Source organism: Bacillus sp. S2(2024), assembly GCF_050474045.1.
GTDB lineage: Bacteria > Bacillota > Bacilli > Bacillales > Bacillaceae_G > Bacillus_A > Bacillus_A yunxiaonensis.
In genome coordinates this window covers 101,157-121,413 of the sequence record NZ_JBFLUS010000005.1, presented here as the reverse complement: position 1 = coordinate 121,413, position 20,257 = coordinate 101,157, and the positions used below count along the sequence as shown (strand labels likewise).

At 33.7% G+C, this 20,257-nt stretch carries 12 protein-coding genes and 4 pseudogenes; 5 read left to right on the top strand and 11 right to left on the bottom strand.

Annotated features, from left to right (window positions below; genetic code table 11):
- Positions 1-102: 102 nt before the first annotated feature.
- The 8 genes and pseudogenes from ltrA to AB1284_RS25455 all read right to left on the bottom strand — a co-directional run bounded on the left by ltrA (position 103) and on the right by AB1284_RS25455 (position 10,847).
- Entirely contained in the window at positions 103-1,851 is a 1,749-nt protein-coding gene (gene ltrA, locus AB1284_RS25490) for a group II intron reverse transcriptase/maturase (protein ID WP_429762111.1), read from the bottom strand.
- Between the two features lie 780 nt (positions 1,852-2,631).
- Positions 2,632-3,246 (bottom strand): annotated as a pseudogene (locus tag AB1284_RS25485) (lysozyme family protein); the annotation flags it as partial.
- A gap of 27 nt (positions 3,247-3,273) precedes the next feature.
- Complete coding sequence (locus tag AB1284_RS25480) at positions 3,274-5,895, bottom strand: CD3337/EF1877 family mobilome membrane protein (RefSeq protein WP_429761979.1); 2,622 nt, start codon at positions 5,893-5,895, stop codon at positions 3,274-3,276.
- A 32-nt stretch (positions 5,896-5,927) separates the two neighbouring features.
- Positions 5,928-6,410, bottom strand: a complete 483-nt coding sequence (locus tag AB1284_RS25475) for a hypothetical protein (RefSeq protein ID WP_429761978.1) — start codon at positions 6,408-6,410, stop codon at positions 5,928-5,930.
- The gene (locus AB1284_RS25470) at positions 6,397-8,952 is read right to left on the bottom strand and encodes an ATP-binding protein (RefSeq protein WP_429761977.1); all 2,556 of its coding nucleotides are present in this window, start codon (positions 8,950-8,952) and stop codon (positions 6,397-6,399) included. Before AB1284_RS25470 ends, AB1284_RS25475 begins: the two co-directional genes overlap by 14 nt.
- A 59-nt stretch (positions 8,953-9,011) precedes the next feature.
- Complete coding sequence (locus AB1284_RS25465) at positions 9,012-9,416, bottom strand: TcpE family conjugal transfer membrane protein (RefSeq protein ID WP_429761976.1); 405 nt, start codon at positions 9,414-9,416, stop codon at positions 9,012-9,014.
- 31 nt (positions 9,417-9,447) lie between these two features.
- Complete coding sequence (locus AB1284_RS25460; RefSeq protein ID WP_429761975.1) at positions 9,448-9,738, bottom strand: hypothetical protein; 291 nt, start codon at positions 9,736-9,738, stop codon at positions 9,448-9,450.
- Positions 9,739-9,740: 2 nt separating this feature from the next.
- Positions 9,741-10,847 (bottom strand): conjugal transfer protein, encoded by a 1,107-nt coding sequence (locus tag AB1284_RS25455; protein WP_429761974.1) that lies wholly within the window; start codon positions 10,845-10,847, stop codon positions 9,741-9,743.
- Positions 10,848-11,357: 510 nt separating this feature from the next.
- Here AB1284_RS25455 and AB1284_RS25450 point away from each other — a divergent pair.
- The 4 genes and pseudogenes from AB1284_RS25450 to AB1284_RS25435 form a co-directional block, all read left to right on the top strand.
- Positions 11,358-12,755, top strand: a complete 1,398-nt coding sequence (locus tag AB1284_RS25450) for a hypothetical protein (protein ID WP_429761973.1) — start codon at positions 11,358-11,360, stop codon at positions 12,753-12,755.
- Between the two features lie 975 nt (positions 12,756-13,730).
- Positions 13,731-14,879 carry a hypothetical protein gene (locus AB1284_RS25445; protein WP_429761972.1) on the top strand — a complete coding sequence of 383 codons (1,149 nt, stop codon included), beginning with the start codon at positions 13,731-13,733 and terminating at the stop codon, positions 14,877-14,879.
- A gap of 624 nt (positions 14,880-15,503) precedes the next feature.
- Complete coding sequence (locus tag AB1284_RS25440) at positions 15,504-15,908, top strand: hypothetical protein (protein WP_429761971.1); 405 nt, start codon at positions 15,504-15,506, stop codon at positions 15,906-15,908.
- Between the two features lie 166 nt (positions 15,909-16,074).
- Positions 16,075-16,296 (top strand): annotated as a pseudogene (locus AB1284_RS25435) (XRE family transcriptional regulator); the annotation flags it as partial.
- A gap of 80 nt (positions 16,297-16,376) precedes the next feature.
- On the opposite strand, the pseudogene tnpB reads toward AB1284_RS25435, so the two are convergent.
- Positions 16,377-17,504 (bottom strand): annotated as a pseudogene (gene tnpB, locus AB1284_RS25430) (IS200/IS605 family element RNA-guided endonuclease TnpB).
- Between the two features lie 130 nt (positions 17,505-17,634).
- Between tnpB and AB1284_RS25425 the strand changes: the two are divergent.
- Positions 17,635-18,264, top strand: a pseudogene (locus tag AB1284_RS25425) (helix-turn-helix domain-containing protein); the annotation flags it as partial.
- Positions 18,265-18,478: 214 nt separating this feature from the next.
- Here the strand turns inward: AB1284_RS25425 and AB1284_RS25420 are convergent.
- Entirely contained in the window at positions 18,479-18,937 is a 459-nt protein-coding gene (locus AB1284_RS25420) for a DUF2262 domain-containing protein (protein ID WP_429761970.1), read from the bottom strand.
- A 457-nt stretch (positions 18,938-19,394) separates the two neighbouring features.
- A complete protein-coding gene (locus tag AB1284_RS25415; protein WP_429761969.1) occupies positions 19,395-20,138 on the bottom strand; it encodes a YwqG family protein in 744 nt (247 codons plus the stop codon).
- Positions 20,139-20,257 lie beyond the last annotated feature (119 nt).

Below are 20,257 nucleotides of genomic sequence, written 5' to 3'. Positions count from 1 at the left end.
CACACCGTACGTGAGAGTTTCCCCTCATACAGCGTTCCATCTGATTCAATTGACCTAACTTTTATATTAAAGAAAAGACAGGAGTTCGGTTCGCAAGTACCCTTAGCTTATCGAACATTTTCTTCTTTTCTTCTTTTCTTCTTCTATTTCATAGTTGGCTAAGATGGATTTTACCTTATCCGCGTTGTCATGATGAATTGCCACATGTATATCCTCGAGTACAATTACCAAGTTTTCATAATCGTCTTTTCCGCCGAATTCCAACGGAATTTTGTGGTGACAGTGCCAACCAATTAGACCTAATTCTTGTTTAGTAATTGCACATCTTCCATACTGTGCTACAAATTTCGAAATACGGTTGTCATTGTATTCTACAGTCCGATGATTCATATAGAATCGTTGTACATGCCTGAGTATTTCTCTATCTATAGCTTTCAAGGTATCGTGAATTTTCTCTCTACCTTCTTCCGTGTAGTTTGAAATGGATTGGGTAAAGTTTCTTGCCGATTTATGCTTTTGGGCATGAATCGGAATTAGTACAATATCCTGGACTTTATAAAGCTTAGGATTATAGTTCCGATACCTTTTTCTCAGAGTAGGTGACATATCATGCTTAGTGGCTCTTTTCCAATCTCGCCTCAATCGGTTATAAAGTGTTCTTATGAGATGGCAACTCATGTGATCTAAATCATAGTTAATATGGGTTGCAGCGGCATAATAATTTTGTATGCCCATTACAACAGTGTTGTAATGCCATACCGCCTCTGGTGTTTGCTTTTTACTTATCTTTTTGATGGCTTCCTTCAATTTGAGATAAGCATTCTCTCTAGCCTTTTTGCACATTCTGCTATGAGCAACATGACGATTCCTCTTTTTGCGTGCCTTAATAGTAAAGCCCAAAAAGTCACTGGACTTCTTTTGTAAATTAACAATTTGAGATTTCTCATTGCTAATTTCAAGCTGTAGACGTGTTTTGAGGAAATCTTTTGTTGCCTCAAACATTTTGAGTGCTGTTGGATAGTTGCGACATAATATTTTGAAGTCATCAGCATATCTAACTAAAAAGCATTCTTTTAGGTTACTTTTCTTTAGTGCTTTATATTTGTCATTCCTCGCTCCATATGGATGTCTGGTTTCTATAGTTTCCCATTGGTCACTAATCCACCAATCTAATTCATTTAAAACTATATTGGAGAGAAGAGGACTTAAGATACCTCCTTGCGGAGTTCCCTTTTTAGGAAAACCTTCATTAATGATTTCCGCTTTTAACAGACTCGAAATGATAGAAAGTAGCTTCTTATCCCGTATCCCTATGCTCCATAGCTGTTTTATGAGTTTTCCATGATTTACATTGTCAAAGAAACCTTTAATGTCTATATCCACGCAGTAATGAAATCCCTTACCTTGACTGTTTACCAATGATTTCATTCGTGCTAATGCATGATGTGTGCTTCGATTAGGACGAAAACCATAACTATGCGCATGAAATTTCGCTTCGCATATAGGTTCGAGTATTTGTAATATGCATTGTTGAAACAATCTATCCCATATCGTTGGTATTCCAAGGGGTCTCTTTTTCCCATTAGGTTTAGGTATAAAAACTCGTCTAACAGCTTGCGGTTGATACCAAGAAAACATCGATTTAATCTTATCTATCATTTCATCTGTGGAAAGTGATTTTATATCATTAATGGTCATGCTATCTACACCTGCGGTCATGCTCCCCATATTCCTTTTAATGTTTCGATACGCCAATCTAATATTTTCATCCATCGTCATAAGTTTTATTAATTTATAAAAGTTATCTCCATTCTGACTTTGCTGATACAAACCGTCCAAAATGGACTGCATATCATAGTATTCAGCATGTCTAAGCTTCACAGTTTTCTTTATAAGTCGGTGCTCCTTTCAGAGTTTACCTTTTTTAGTCTCACAAGAACCTTATAACCTGACTGTGTTGCATTATAAAATGGTTGGTCAATCTTTTATCAGACTAATGGCTATCCCTCCATCATGTTTCCATGATTTCATAGGTACTATGCCATCACTCTCACCACCATAAATAAAGGTTATATGCGTGTTAATTTCACAGGCATTTTCCCTTTAAACATTTCTTCGAAGATAAGTCCTCCATGTTGGTGGCTTTCCACGTTCCACTATTTCTATCTGTTCATGACACTTTTAGGGCTCTCCTTTAAGCCTGTTGACTGGATGCCGCCTGTAACGACATATGGACTTTCATAACAACTATTCTTACTCGCCCACATCAACGCCACGCTCGTGGCACACACATTTCTATGTGTTAAGCGTTCTAGACCCGTACATTCGGAGATTCGTCAGATTCTGCCTACCCGTTGGTTTTGTGAATCCATTCTACCCATGAGTGTTTTATAGACTCCCGGCCTATAGGCTACATCATCCACCTCTGGACAACTTTCGTGGTATTTAGATACCTTACGGTAACTCTCAGCCGACTTCACCGAGCTTCATACACTTACAGTTCTTATCCACTGCATCATGCATGTCGGAGTATCAGAGGAAGCCCTTCCAGGCGTTACCCTGTCATTTGACTTCTCGAAATAGTAGTTCTTCTGATTTTATATCAGCGCTTAACCTTTTCAGTTAAGAACGTGTCGCACAGTTATAACTTTGCAGGGTAATATTTTGATCACCATTTGACTTTTGATAACAATCTGCAAAATGCATCATCCCATACTTTATACTCTCCTCAGGATCTGTAATAAATCCTGGAGGCCATCCTTGTGACTCTGAACTTTGCATTACATCTAACTGGGTTCCACCACTTTCTTGTTGTATTAATGCAAGGATTAACGGGGTCATTGCCTCTATTCCATGCATGGCAGCATATTTACGTACTAAGGGTTCCCATCTCATAACTTCAGGGCTTACATTTGCAGTACCTGGTGCAAATGGCCCCCCTTTTAGTTCATCTTCTCCAGATGATGTTAATAAGAATACAATGAGAACTAAACCTAGTACTGCAGTTGAGAATATACCTACAGCAATGAGTACTGGTTTTGCTATTGCAGCAGTTGCTGCCTTCTGCGCTACTTTAACTGCAACTTGTTTGCCAACTTTTGCGACCGCTTTTCCTGCTACTTTAGTGCCTTTGCCAGCTGCTTTCCCCAAAGAATTGCCTGCCTTTTTCAAGGCAGGCTTAGCATTCTCCAGTTCAGCTTCAGGATGATGTTCATTATCAAAGTCGCGATTTGGTTCCGCACTCAATTTATAAACCCTCCTTTAGTAGCTGAATTATTTGGGTTGTATTGTCCCTTTTGATTTAGCATTTTTTAAAGCATCATGTTGTGCTTTTGCATCAGTTAAAACTTTCTTTATTCCATTACCTTCTTTATGTGGTTCTGTTTTTGGTGTATTGATACTTTGCGGCTGAGAAATTGGTTTTACTTCCACTTGTTTTGGTTCACTTACTGATGTACCTGGTTGTGCTGCTGTAACTGGTTTAACATCTACTTGCTTTGGTTGAATTATTGACGTTTCTGACTGTGGCGTTGTAATCGGTTTACTTTCCATTGGTTTCGGTGAACTTACTTGTGTACTGGGCTGTGGTGTGGCTACTGGCTTACTTTCTATTGGTTTTGACGAACTTGTTGGTGTCTCTGATTGTGGTGTTGTAATTCCCCTACCTTCCAATGGTTTCGGTGGACTTGTTGGCGCCCCTGACTGTGGTGTTTCAATTCCCTTACTTTCCATTGGTTTCGGTGGACTTGTTGGCGTCCCTGACTGTGGTGTTTCAATTCCCTTACCTTCCAATGGTTTTGGTGGACTTGTTGGCGTCCCTGATTGTGGTGTTTCAATTCCCTTACTTTCCATTGGTTTCGGTGGACTTGTTGGCGTCCCTGACTGTGGTGTTTCAATTCCCTTACCTTCCAATGGTTTCGGTGGGCTTGTTGGTGTCTCTGATTGTGGTGTCCCTGACTGTGGTGCCGTAATTCCCTTACCTTCCAATGGCTTCGGCGGAATTGTTGGTATTTCTGACTGTGGTGTCGTAATTCCCTTATCTTCCAATGGCTTCGGCGGAATTGTTGGTGTCTCTGATTGTGGTGTCGTAATTCCCTTACCTTCCAATGGCTTCGGCGGAATTGTTGGTATTTCTGACTGTGGTGTTTCAATTCCCTTACCATTTAATGGTTTCACTTCTGCTTTTACGTCTTCCTCTTTACGCTTAACCTCATCTTGTTGTTTGTCTATGTCATGGTATTTACCTCTAACAGCTAGATCTTGATCTTCTTTAGAAGCAGCAACTTCATCCTTAATTTGTTCTTGTTCTTTATCATTTTTCTTGTCACGAACAGCTAAGTTATCATCTTTTCTTAACTGTTTAATATTCTGTTCTTTTTCAGCTTGCAATTGCTCTTTTTCTCTACGCTTACCTTCCGCTGCTTTTTCCTTCCTATCAGCATGGTTTTCTTTTAACTGTTTATATTTGCCAAGTCCTGCTTTACTTACAGCAGCTGTACCAGCGGCTACAACCGCTGCAGTTCTTCCAATCTTTCTAGAACCGCGTTTTACATCATGATATTTATCTCTTATATTAGTCATTGCTTCTGATGCACGAGCTACTCCTGCATTAGCTGGTGTAGTTGTAATTGCATCAAAGATTGTTTTCCGATATAACCAAACACCTAAAAATGAAAGAATTTGTAATGCAGCAACTACTAGATATCCATATTTATCAGTTGCGCTATAAAGGATTGAAGAAACCCAAAACATTAGAGTTAATAGAAAACCAATCGCAACTTTCATAAGCAGTGTTCTAAACAATTCAGCCAAGAACTTCTTAGCTGTTCCAACCCAAGCTGGTACTAATGCCATTAATAACATTACAGGAGACATTAAAGCAACAATGATGAACATTAACTGGTAGAAAAGCATTGCCATACTACATAAGAGTAAGACAACCCATAATGGTGCATTAATTAAAAATAGTAATAATACTAATGCACCACGTTCAAAAGTAGCGTCTAAGGTTAAAGTGTTGTTTTTCTTTACTTCAACTTCATCTTTTAAAAGTTTTTGTCTATCATCAGTATTAGTTGTTGTTAACATTTTCTTTATTCTTTCGTCACCGATTTTCTTCATATCTGTTGTTCCAAATTGTAATAGAGTATAAGGTTGCTTGATTAATAAAGAATGGGTTAAATCGGTAATCGCATCAACACCGCTTGAATGGCCTTCTTTTGTTCCTGCAATACTTTGCGTTGCATTTAAAACTGTTTTATTTGTTTGTTCAGAAAATGCGTTCAATCCTTTAATGATAAAACTGGAATTTGCGAAAAAACCTAATGTAAAAACTAAAATACCTAGAGCCTTTATAAATCCACCTAACATATCTGACTGACGTCGTTGAACATATCCTACCCATATCATCCAACATACTAGTAGGGCTAATAAAAGACCAATTAGCTCACTATATATTCCAGTTCCCCAAGAGCCATTAAAACCTGCAGCTGTAGAAATTACATCTCCTAATTTATCTCCTACGTCTTCAACTATATTTAGACTCATAGATTGACCGACCATACTTGTTACGAAAGTACTAATTCCTAAATTAATGGTCCACCCAATACTTATAAGGCTAAATAGAACTGCGACCATTTGTTCTTTTACTTTATCTCCCCATTTCCAGAACTTCAGAGATTCACCAAATCCTCCTTCTGGAACATAAATATCAATACCATAACTACTAGGGGGATACTCTTCATACTTTAGTTTTTCTTTATTCTTAGGGATAATATCATCTAAAAGCGACGGTCTGGGTTCTTCTTCTGCATAAACAGGAGCAGCTTTAAAAAGTAAATTAAAAGCCAATATACATGTGTAAGCTAATAACAACAGGGTAATAAACTTTTTCATTTCATGTTACTCCCTTTTTTTTATGAAAAACGCTAATCCTTTGAACTAAACTCACTTGTAGGTTTAGTATTTGCTACTTCATCAATTTCATTTCTATAAGGAGCAGCATAACTACGCACTTTAAAACCATCGTCTGTTCGAACTACTCTTATCCACTTTTCTGCTTTATCTAGGTTTTTAGGGGGTTTTTTTGAGATAAAGTTATACATAATTGTATCTTTATCAACTACATACTCTTTTACTTTATAATCTTTGTAAGATAAATTATTTTGTGGACCTTGATTTCGATCTAGGATAGTATCTTTATCACCATCAACTACAAGCTTACGTATTGTTTTATAATCATGTTGTAAGTCTGCTTTTACAAAGTCGATCATCACTTCTCTTGGTGTATGACCATTATTATCTTTTTGCTCCCCCATAGTTTCCACACTCTTTCCACATGCTGCACTCAACATAAGAGCGCCAGCACATAGACTAGTAAGTAATAATTTTTTAATATTAAACTTCAGCATATAAACTCACTCCCGCATTTATTTTTTCTCCCCCTTCTTCGACAAAGGTCGCATCACCTTCCTGCTTTTCATCCTTTTTCAAGCTTCTATAATTCTTTCTAGCATTCGGCCTTGTATCAAATGCATCGTATAGATCTTTGAATACAACATCCATAGTTACAACACCAGTTCTACCTTGAATGTCTTGGAATAAACATTGCCCTGTCTCAAGATTTGCGATAATTGCATGATTCTCTTCATTGTCTGGTAATCCAAAGAAATCCAATATAGATGAAATTTCCTTACTGTCTGTATTTCGGAAAGAAAACTTCATACCAATATTATTTTTAAATGTTTCATCACCTAAGTCACTCGCACTTTGTGTAGCAAAGTAAACCGCTGAGTTTAAGGCACGTCCTTCACGAACTAGCTTACGAGCCAACTCACGACCTTGGGAAGTTCCCATGATTGCCCACGCTTCATCAAGTAATACAATTTTGAATTTCGTTGGGTCCTTTTGAAAGAATTTTCTTGCAAAAGAAGATAGAGACATCAGCATACTAACTGATAAGTTTTCTTGTAATGTGTAATCTTTTGGGTCTTTACCGATATCCGGCATATCCAGATGTTGAATTTGAATAATGTTAACTGCAGTATCTAGTTCAATATCTCTATTTGTTCCATCACCGAATATTAGATGTGCAAATGACAGGTTTTCAAACGCTTGAATATGAGCTGCTAACTGATTATCGACTTTATCATCACTTTCTTCTAAATATTGAGATACAGCTGTTAAACAAGGTTCTTCCATTCCAGCTACAAACTCTACCGCTGATGCTAAACGAGGGAATTTTTCTGAGTTATCAGGTTTAATCCCCGTAAGGAATGTAAGAATCGTCATTGCTAGTTCTATTGCATCTTTCCGGCTATGTTTATGAATAATGAATGGATCCAGCTTTCCTTCATCTCGTATATCTGTTCCTAATGTAATGACATTAACCTTACCTTCTAATCCATGTAGATCTTCTGTCCAGTTACCACGTTCACCCTTAGGGTCAACGATAAGTGTTTGAGCCCCTCCAAGTACAGCAAGGTAAACGATTAAGTTAGTACCAAACGATTTACCTGAGCCGGTACTTCCAGTAACAGCAACTGAAAGTGCACTTGTTTTTTGATTGGCTACACTATTTGTTGCTGCTAGAGAAGGTGTCATATATACCGCCTTATTCAAAATACCCGTTGTTCCAATATAGAAACCAACGCTATCACCTAAATCTTGAGTTGCCCCAAACATTCCTGCTGCTAATACTCCTGGTTCCATAAAGTGTATATAGTCATTTACCAATCTTTTTGAACCAGGAATATGTTCATTAAATAACAAAAACTGATCCCCATATGGTCTAACAAGTTCAATCATCATTTCCCTATAGATTGAAATAAGTGAATTGGTATTTCGAAGCATTGTATCTAAATCTTCAGCGCATACACAAAAAGAAACGGATGTTTTCACTAAAGGCATACGTGTTTTTTGTATAAGTGCTTGTAATTCAGTAGCCTCTTGAACACCTTCATATACATTTAATCCCGCAATTTGAGCATTTTCCCTTGCATGTTGTTCTTGGTCTTCAAGATCCTTTTTCTTCTTATTTAATTTTGATAAAGCTTTACGATGATTGATGTTCTCCGTTCGAACACTTAGTTCAATTGGAAAGTCAATATTTTGAATCATGTACATCCATTCTTGATCTGGAAACTCTAGTGTATATGGTATCTTTGAAGCAGATAAGAAACTCATATATGCTGGGTATTCTAAACCATCTGTACCAATTTGAGACATTTCGATATGTCTTCCTTTAACGTCAAGTTCTGCTTCAGATAAACGTAGTAGACTTTCTTGATTCGGTAATATAGCAGAATCATCATCCATTATTGGTGGTGTCCACCCAGAAGTAACTGGTGCTTCAAGTGTACGGTAGAAGTTTCTCAATATAATCCATTGTGTCTCATTGGTTTCTAGACTTCTTACACTTAAGTGTTTTCTTATTTTATTTTTAAAGGCACTTGCTTCCCTTTTAAACATCTCTAAATCTGTTTTTAATATTTTGGTATCCCCTAACAGGCCAAACTGTTCTGCGGTGTTTTTAAAGGTGTGAAATGCGTTGTACAGCATTTCTTTAAACCCTTCTTGAATATGCCTGACTTTTAGTTTTATGCCAATAAAGTATCTATACTCTACAGCGTTTTTACCAAATTTTCGTTCTAGCTCATATACCACATCATCTGTATGATCAATTGCAAGGTCCCTTAATTCTCCGCTAACCGTTTCTTTAAATTCATCAGCTTTTTCTTGAAAATTTTGATAAACAGGAATCATTAAGAGATGTTTTTCTTCATCATAATTCCAAAATAAACCGAGTTGTCTCATGAATAACGTGTTCTTATCGTCATCTCCCCTAAATTCATAAGGGATACCATGTGCCTCGTAATACGCCCAGCAAGAACCATCTTGGTTAAAAATCAAATTATCATGAAAATACTTGACCGGAAATTCAACCTGATTCATTTGTTCCTCCTTAAAGAAGAATACGAATCCAAAATAATTCTTCTGTATAGATTAATTAATTATTTTTCCTTAACCGAATCATCCTTGAATCGTATTAAAGTTTTATATTGATAACTTCCGACATTACCAGTTGTATCTTTATAACGACTTATCTTTTTACTTTCAAACATAAAGACGAAAAATCGAAAAATAAATTTATGTGGGCTTTTTCCATCTAACTCTACATTTCCAAAGAAGTATGCAATTCCACCAGGTATAATTAGATATTTCAAAAAGACATTACTTCCTAATGGAATAATTTGTTCTAAAATGAAAACAAGAATTAAAGATCCAACAAAGAAGCCAAGTTGTCTATAGGGAACTGGGAAAGGGAGTGTTATATCCCTTATCCCATATAAACTTTTTGGTATATCCCATATAGAGTTATATGTCCTAACTTCCTTTCGAGTCGGTTTTGGATTCATTCATACCAACTCCCTTTTAAAAATTTTAGTTTTATTTAAATACAAGATTGTATAATTTTGTACCAAGATCTTTGATAATATCTGGTGTAAACACAAATACCGATAAAAGTGCGCCAATAAAGATCCAAGAAATTAATCCTGCCATCTGTCTTTTCACTGCAAGAAAGATAACCCCGATAATGAATACAACTAAAAAGATTGGACCTAATTGACCAACCAACCAGTTTTTAATGTTTTGTCCAAAGTTTATACTTCCCAAAGTCAGTGCATCCGAGATTCCAGGTAAATGTTGTGCTACTGAATCTAACCCCAAAAGTTCCATGATTATTTAACCTCCACTTTTTCTAATTTATTTTCAAACTGCTTCATAGAGCTGATTGAAAACTTCCCCTCTTTGTTTACTAAATTTAGATCATAGGTATATGTGTACTCTAAGCTGCTGTCATTATCTTTTAATCTTACATCTACTAAAACTTGATAACCTTTATCTTTATTTTCATAGATACGAAGGTTCTCTAATTTATTAAAAGTCATGATACCTTTTAACCCATTTGTTATATTGCTTTTTTCAAAGTAATATGCAATTTCTTCTGGAGTGCCTTCTGTGTAAACTTTGAATACAGAGTGTAAAAATTGCTCTACTTTTTTCACTTCTGTAGCATCAGTAATTTGTTGACCTTCTGGTTTAAACGTAGCTACTTTATATGCTGCTTTAACTTTCTCACCGTGAACAATAGTAGGATTATTAGGAACTATCATCTTTCCCTTTTCCATTAAAATTGGAATAGAAAAGTAACGTGTTACTTCCTTTGGTTCTTTTGGTGTATCAGGGGCTTGAGCTGTATCAGGAAGAGGATTATTTACTGGTTCCAGCTTTTGAACAATTTTTAGTGTTACCTCTGCTTGATTTCCTTTTTGACGAACCTCTACTGCTTCTGCTTTCACTAAAGTACTATTAACATTTTTAAGAGTATCTTTGTTTAGTCCACCTTGTTCATCTGATCCTTCTGCTAAATATTTTTCTAATCGTTTTTTACGAGCATCTGCTATGTTCATTTCTACTTTCCAATTAAAATAATCACTTGCGAAGCTATTGGCATAAGAAATTAATTCTGCTTCAGAAATCTTTATTGTTTGTGGATCTTCTTTTTTCTCTTGAACAGCAACTGCTCTTGGTGGACCAGCAAGCTGGATATATGAAAGTGAGCTTCCTAAGAACATAAATCCCATAGCAGACCAGAATGATACTTTGCCTATTTTTTTCCCTGTAATAGTAGGTACTTTTTCCCGTTTTTTGCGTTTTTTCTTTTCTTTAAGTGCTTCAGAGTTTTCTTGCTGCATATCTAATATTTCAGTTGTTTTACTTTTTGCTTTCTTAAAAAATTGAAAAGTCTTTTGTTTCGAATTCTTGGGAGATCGCTTTTTAACCATTGGTTCACCTCGCTTTAATGAATAATAGTGTTCATTTTATTTACTAGAAAACCATAAAATGATTTATCTACTTTAAGTATTATTTACTTTTCATGTAAATCTAAGGAAAATGAAAAAAATTTATATATTTTTATTAGTTGTTTTTTGAAAGTACTGAAGACATGAATGCAATATGTGTTTGATAAATAAAAAAAACCAATCTCATATCAAAATGAAATTGGTTTATACGCAAGAAGAGTGCTCTATATTAAATATAAAAAGAGACCTATAAACGTAGATACAATCAGGGGTCTGGAGAAATAGAACCATAAAAAAAGGTAGTTTCATGTAAATATTGTCTTGTTGCAAACATTGTAACGATTTAAGTTGTAAATTCTATGAGCTTATAGAAAATTTTTAAAAACGCTATTATTGGGCCGTTCCTTTTCATCTTCTTTCATTTCGAGTAAAATAATTGAATGGTATAATGCCGGAAAGAGGTGTTTAACATTGAAGGAGATAACATTACCTGTGCAACAAATTATTGATCAAATTACAAAAATGAACTTATTTAAAGTAATTGAAAAATATATAAGTATAGACTTGGAAGATTTAATTAATATAGTCTTCGAAAAATACTATAAAGATAAAGATATCAAAGACACACTTAATAAGTTAAAGCGAGACGATTTAAATCGCACTAAAAAAAGATGGTTTACCAATGCCATAAAGAATTATGAAGCAGAAAAAAAGAAAAAAAACCGAATAGAAATAGACGGTGAGGCTGAATTCTTATTAAGATTCTATGAGCAATATGGAGAAAATCTATTCGAACAGGAATTTAGTAAGTATAAATCACCTGAATCCATCATTTCATCACGTATTGCGGAAATTAAAGAATGGAGCGAGTCGGAAACCAAATTTCTAACTGATTATAGATATATAAATCAAAAAACTAAACTTCAAATTGAAAAAGCAATTGAAATTGACATAGCCATCTTAATCGGCAATTATTTAAAAAAAAGTAAAAGTAGTGGAGCGCAGGTATACGAAAACTCATTAGTAGACCTTGCTTTCTTCGGTAATACTAGAGGTAAAGTAAGCTTAGAGGAAGAAACCTATATGAATGAAGATAATGAGTACTACAGGCATAAGTATACACCTGATAAAAACATGGAAATTAATGTATTGGTAGACAAAGACTATGTCATGTCTAAGGAAAATAAAGTAAGTGACCTTGATCCAATGGATTATAAAATATTTTTAGAAGTTATGCGCCATCGCGATGAATTATTTGCAACACAAAAATTAATCATCGTGAAAATTGGTGATTTAGTAAGTAACATTTATAGTTCAGGCGGGATGAAAAACTATATGATAGTCGAGGAACGTTTAAAAAAAATGCGCCATTTTAGTATAACCAAACAAGATAATAAAGGTAACTGGTCGGCAATTGGTATATTTTCTGATGTAAATGTAATTGTTCAACCAAATGGTACTAAAGTCGCAGAAATTTATGTAACTGAAGCTATCTATAAAGACTACATCCAAAAACAAACAGTACGAATTTACAAAGAAAAAGTAGATAACCTAACTCAAAATACATCCCAACATCTAATTTTTATTATGCAAAAAGAACGTTTAATTTGTTACAAATCAGAAACTAATTATGCAGTTACTCGTGACTACACCTATTTTGCTGGCAAAATCCGATTTAAAAAGAAACGAAAAAACGAAAACCTTAAAGAACTTGAAGCAGCTTTGAGTGAATTAGTAGAACAAAACATTGTAGTAAAATCCTATAAACGTATTGGTGAAGTATTCCAAATTCAATTCCATCCTATTAACGAGCAAGAAGTACAAGATTTATTGGAAGGTAATTATGATTACACTCCATTAGAGAACTACTCAAATACTTTAATTAACTAACCATTTTACGATAGCTTAAAGTTTTTATTATCAAAGGGTATTATGTAAAAGATTTTTCAACATAATACCCTTATAATTTATAAAAATATCGCTATAATCTTTATATAATAATAAAAAGATTATATTTGATATTAATCAAAATTCATATAAGCTCTTCATGATAATAAATAACTATTTTATATTTTATATGGAATTACTCCTCAATACCTCCAAAATGATACCCATGCTTACATATGCTTTAACAAATACAAAGGCTATATCCTATTGTTCTTTTTGCACATATTCTTCGTACTCAAAATACACCAATTAAATGCTCACATCTCCTCTTTTTTAGAAATCTATGATTCCTTGTGAATTGGACACTATTTTTTGCACATAACTTTCGTACCCAAGGCGCTTTTTGCACATAACTTTCGTACCTACAGCACATTTTCTTATCTTTTTCGTAAAAAATAGCTAAAAACAAGCAAACTTTTTTCATTCTTTAAACAACACATAAAAAAATGCATGTTTTTTTGTGAACGTTTTGTGAACGAAACTTTTTGATTTTATGCTTTTTTGCACATATTCTTCGTACCTATAGTACTTTTTGCACACAACTTTCGTACCCAAGGTACTTTTTGCACATAAACCTCGTACTCACAGGACATCTTCTATAAAAATTTTATGAAACTTAAATTAAGAAATCAAATTTATTAAGTACACTCTTTCCCATTTCTTTTAGATTTACTATTAAAAAGACCTTTAAATCACGTTTATTTGCTCTTTTTGCACATAACTTTCGTACCTACAATACTTTTTGCACATATTCTTCGTACTTCTAGCACATCTTGAAACAATTCATCAAATCCTTTGATATACATGGTTTCTACAAAAAATTGCACATATTCTTCGTACTCACAGCACATTTGTCATTGTTTTCCTAGCTATTTATACTAATAGATAGAAAAATGTAGAAGAAAGGAGTGTACGTACATGAATAAGAAGATCCGCTGTAAAAGACATATCCTTATATCCAATAAACTATTAGCATTATTCTCTGGATTAAGCCGTAAAACAAAACATGAAGACGGTTACTTCTATGAGAAGCATGCTCTAGGGCTTGCTGATAACTTTACTAGTATTAAATGGAGCGCATCCTTAATCAAACAAATGCTTGCTTATAGCGCTTCTTGTGATAGTAAAGGTGAAATTACAATTATTTCTGAAGCAGAATTAGCATATACGATTGGTTGTTCTGTACGTACAGTCCAAAACAACAACAAATTATTAGAAGCACACGGGATTTTAACTTGGGATCGTTTATTCGATAACTACATTCAAGTTTCACTTTGTGATTACTTAGAATGCTTCTTAGACTTACACAAAAAAGAAGAAGCAGCAGAGCAACAAGCTTCTGCTACTTCCAATCAAGAAGATGACTTCTATGAAAACCCTGAAGTCTTAGAAAAGTATACTTCTAAAGCTGGTTATACATCTATTTCGGATGAGGTAATATACTTGTTATTCGAAGTAAAACAAGTTAATGTTTTACGCTTAGCAGCAAGAGCATTATACCTTTTCGAAAAGGAAGTAAACGTAAAGAAAGAATGTGAAGCACTTATTTCTTATAGTGAGATTAAACACATCCTGCCAAAATATATAGCATACAAATCAGCAATTCGAGATATGGCAAAGAAACTTAATAATGTTTTTCGTATTGAAGTATTAGAAAAAGCGGACTGTGTTTCTACTTTAGTAGAAGAAGTAAAACCAAAAAAATCCATTATCGAAAAAGTTCAAGACGGATTTGTACTTTCTTTTGATTTAGTAGGTGCATTTAATAGTAAAAAACATCAAGAGTTAGAAAAAATATACTCAGAGCAAGCTCTACGCAATTTTTCAAATTCTGTTAAAAAACATGCTGATCTTACTCTGAAACCATTCGAATTACATAGCCTTGTATATCAATACGGATTATCAATTGTGGAAAAATCTATGCAAGTTGTAGAACAGGAAATTGAGAACTGCTTCCACTCTGATGTACATGTATATACTTCTCTTCTTCAAGAGTTAAAGAATGATTTAGCTACATATATCCGAAAAATTGCAGCTGGGTATTATCAGGCGAAATTTGCAGCTTAGAATACCCCTGCTTTCTTATGCCCTTTTTTATTGGGCATTTTATTTTTGTTAATTTTTTCAATAAATCACCCATTTTTACTACTAAAAACCAATTTTAAAATCCTATTATTGATAATGATTATCGTTTTCGTGAAAAAAATCAAATTTATGCTGAAAGAAAACAAAAAATTTCTGAAAAAATTTTACTTATTTAGATATAAACAAAATTCCTAAGAACTTTTTATTGTTTATAATTAAAAAAAATCATGTGAGTTTCCGATATTTTTAAGTAGTCAAAAACAGCTTAAAACCCTTGATATATATAGGTTCATCAGCTACTGGATTTTCACAATGTTTTTAATGTCTTCAATGGTTATTTAATTATATTTTAATATTTATTAATTTTAATTAATCTTTTGCTCAAAACATAAATAAATTTAACCACCTTTGATAAGAATCTTTTTAATTCTTTCTCAGTTTCATCTTTTTTATTATTGCTCTTGTAGCATCTTTTACTTTCTTAAACTCTATTCTTTGGCTCGCTTTCTATTATTATTTCTACGTCTCTTAATTTATTGATAGAATAATATTATTTATAGTCAATTAATAATAGATATAAATATAAACATGTAATGAGGTGATTTCATGAATCTTACACCAGAAGAGCGCAGAATAGTCTTTGAACAAGAAAAAATGAGAAAAGAAGAAGAAATGAAAGTAAAACTCAATGCTTTAACAGATGATGAAAAAGAAAAAATCTTTAATGAGGAATTAGCAAAGAGCCAAGTATTTCTTAATTCAAATTCACTTAGGATACCCCTTTGTGATCAAAAAGCGTATTGGGTTATATGCGGTATACATGGCATTATATTTATGTTATTTGGTTTAGCAGCTTTTATCGTTGCTTTTATCTTAACAGCTATAATAGGTTTCTTTTGGGATCGTAACAGCCCCAATGCAATTATTAGTTATAAAGCTTACTTCTATTGTCCTAATTGTAAAAATAGCTTATGGATTATTGTGGCAAATACAAAAAAGGAACTTGATTAACCAATTGATTATCAATGGAATTGTGTTCACTGTAACCAGCCATTGGATATTCATTATAAAAAATAATTTTGACCATTATGTTACTACTGTTCTATTAATATAATTGGACAAAAAATAACCTGCTCCTGTTTTATATAAGTCAGAAGCAGGTTATTTTTTGTTTTGCACAAATGAAGCAGAAAGATCGTCAATTCTAGTTGATGGTGTAATAAGCAATATGGATGATCTTACAGCAGATTGTTTAGATACAATTACAATACAGTGGTTGAATCAAGCGACATCTCCGGATGATTTTATTGATTTCAGCTATGAAGATGTGCTAGAGATGTGTAACCTACCAAAAGCGAAGGCCAACGGTATAGAGTACTATCGTGCAGAGGATAAATTGAACTACTCACCACTTAACGTCCTTCGGACTGTTTGAAGTGGGAGATTCCTAAGTACAGAGTTCTATCGAATTCTAATGGATTAGGCTATCCCCGTAGTTCCTACGGTTAAGAGACGAATTGCTTCGTTTCTAAGATTGAGTGCTGCATTCTGATCTCTATCGTGATGTGTACCACAAGAAGGGCAATCCCACTCACGAATTGTTAGATTTTTAACATCTTTGTTTTTGTATCCGCAATTAGAACATAACTGACTAGAAGCAAATGTTTTAGATACCACAACAACTTATTTGCCATACCATTTTGCTTTATATTCCAACATCGTTCGAAATTGTGACCAAGATACTTCACTAATCGCTTTTGCAAGCTTTCCATTTTTGAGCATGTTACTGACTTGTAAGTCTTCCATACTGATGACATCGTGGTTTTTGATGATCTCAGTAGAGAGTTTATGTAAGTAATCCGCTCTGGAATTTGCAATATGTTCATGGATCCGTGCAACCTTTACACGCTGTTTATTCCAGTTCGAAGAACCTTTCGTTCTTCTGGAAAGGATACGCTGTGCCTTCGCTAACTTTTCTTCTAATATACGAAAGAATTTAGGGTTCTTGTATGTTGTGCCATCAGAAAGAGTGGCAAACTCTTTTAATCCAACATCAATTCCACAAGTGGATTCGGTTTTAGGCATTTCTTGCATTTTTGTTTCGACAAGTATAGATACAAAGTATCTACCACTTGGATTGCGTCGAATCGTTGCATTTAAAATACGCCCTTCTACTTCACGACTTTTGGCAAAACGGACAAGGCCAAGTTTAGGTAATTTCATTTTGTTGTCTACAATTGCAATATTTCCGTTCGTTTGCTTGGTTGTGTAGGATTGAACTTTATTCTTTTTAGACTTGAATCGTGGAATATCATTCTGTTTCTTAAAAAAACGTGAAAAAGAATCTGCGAGGTTTTTCAATGTTGATTGAAGAGCGATACTATCTACTTCCTTTAACCAAATCGTATCATGTTGCTTCTTTAATTGAGTTAGCTCGGCAGAGCAAGAAGGATAAGTTAGTCCTTTTCCTGTTTCTTTATAGGTATTATTCCAACGAGCAAGAAAATGGTTAAATACAAAGCGGCTGCAACCAATCGTTTTAGCAATTAATATTTCTTGTTCCTTATTTGGATAGATACGAAATTTATAAGCCTTATTTACTAACATGGGTTGCACCTCACTTTTTGGTAGGATGCTTAAAGTATACTAAAAAATGTAGGCTTACGCCTACCGACATTCATTTCTCACCTAAAATTGGTGTTTCACACCTTCACATTTTTGAGGAAGGAGTCTTCTGTCAAAAAATGATAAATTCCATAAGCGCTTGATCCGTTATTTATCATGACAATGGAGAATTCGCCAACAGTACAGTAACTTAAGAAGACCATATTCAATGGGTGGAGAAAAAGGCTTATTATCTGTAATGGGGATCAACGTGGATTCTGGACGTCCTCACCGTATTCGTGAACAATTAGAAAATGTTCTTATTGATTTAGAAAAAGAAAATGTCATTTCAAATTGCGCCTACGCTGAGGAAATTGATGAAGTAAAAATTGGGGAACGTAATTGGTTTAAGAATTACTACTCCAAATTAGGAATCATTATCTTACCACCTAATGAGCTAATGAGTAATATTGGTAGTTTAGTAAAGAGAAAACCAATTGATACATTGGAAAAGCAAGAAAATAATTTGAATACACATGTAGAAATTCAAACTACAGAAATCGCTGAGGATTTAATTAGAAATAAAATTTTGCACCAACATATGCAAAAAAATAGAACAATGCGCGAAATAGCAGATGAGATTGGATTATCTCCTGCCACCCTATCAAGATTTTGTAATAAGAAAATGAAACGTATTTCGAACAGTGTTAATGAAAAATTAACCAAATGGTATGAAAGACAAATGATAATTGAGTCTATGTAATTGGTAGAGATAATAATGTTATTCTTCTTTCAAAAACACAAAGGAGATACTACATTTCACGTAGTATCTCCTTTTAAAGCTCTTTAAAAATATTCATTTCTGCATAATTGTAGACATTGAAACAGATAATAAAGAATTGTATTTGTTACATATAACTAAAAGCTATGAATTAACGTAATCCCGCATTATTCTCGCAACTTTTCTCTAATTAATACTAGACCTCTGCACTTAATAACTTGTAATCATTATCAAAATAGGCATGTATTCTGTGTCCACCAAATAAATCTCCATCATGATATTCACAGTATATATCATTTGCTCTAATTTCGATGTCATAGAGAGTAATTGCTTTTTCAAAATCTTCTTTAGTTACATCATATTCTCCTGCATCTACAGCATCCCAATTTAAATGTTCATCATTCTCATCATACTCAGGCCAAAAATCATTTTTGTAACCAATCAATTTCTCTGCTATGGCTACTTTAGCCTTTTTATCAAATTCTTCTATGCATAAAAAAAGTTTTTCAGCTCTTTTTATCAGCTCATTAACATCTACATATTCATTTCCAATATCCAATTGCCAATGTATTTTCCCCTTATTTTGCTGATATGCTTTACAAGCCGCATTCAAGGTGAACACTCCAATTAATTCACTTTTTATTGATTCTTCCATCTCCTAATTTCCTTTCTATTAATACAATCTTCCAATGATTACATCAACATTTCCTTGCCTTTTTATCTCTAATTTGTTATAGAAACTTATTACTCTTTCTAAAACTAAACTGCATGTTAGTTTAAGAGAAACTTTCACAATTTCACTTAAACTTTAACATAGATATCCAATTTTCTTAAAAGGGATTGCTCAACCAAACAGCCTTTTAACTAAATAACATGACTGCTGTTTTTAACAGCTTTATTATCACTTAATATGTAAATAAAAAAGCAGAATACCTCAAAATGGTTTCCTGCTTCTTTTTTATTTAAAAAGGCTCATTGTTATTGGCATTTTCAATATATTGAGCGAGCTTCTTTCTAATCTCTTCACTTTCAGGTGTTACTTCTGCCACTTTTCTCCTCTGTAATCGAGTTCCCTCACCCTCTTAAAAGTGTCATAAACTATACCTTCCACACTAGCAACATTGCCAATCATACACTGCTTTTGAAAAATCCTTATTCTTCAAAGCATCCTTTGGAATAGAGAAAACACAGTTCCCAGAATCTCCAAACATAATGCCACATTCATCATCTATATCTAGCTGCAATAAAAGGAAATCATCATCATCAAAACCCAAATAATCATTCTGAACAAAATATGGATAACCACCAACTCTGCTATCACAACTATAGCAATCATCACTCAGTTTCTCATATTCTTCTTCTGAAAGCTTATTCTTAAAAATTTTATCAAATGAATCTAATGAAGAAGACATAGGCATTTCCCTTGTTTCAAAATACATTTTTCCATTATGTGAAAAAGGGAGGTTTCCCTTATATTCTTCATCATTTTCATAAGGATTTTTCTTTATTAAATGTTCTTCATTTTCTTCATAATCTTCTATATATTTTACTACAATAGGACTTTCCAAACCAAACATATCCTCATTTACTACAAAAAACTGCAATAACCCCGTTTGGGGTAAATCATCTAGTTTTTCAAGGTCTGTTAGATTTATCTGTGCTAAAAATAACATAGGTCTTCCATCTTCATCTACTGGATATTCTTCAATGTTTTTTAAATATGGACATCCACCTAATTTACTCTCCCATGGTTTTGTTTCTTCACATTTAAAACTTATCTCATTACTATATCTAAAAGTTCTTTTTATTATATTTTCATGTTCTTTTAAAATCTCAGGAGTTTCATATTTAATCAATTTATATCCCCCCATATGATAAATGTCCCAAACTCTTTCCTTTATCTTAGTACTCCGATGATAAATCTGAATCACTATCTCCAGACTTTTTTCTTTCACTCTTTTTTCTGTACTATAAC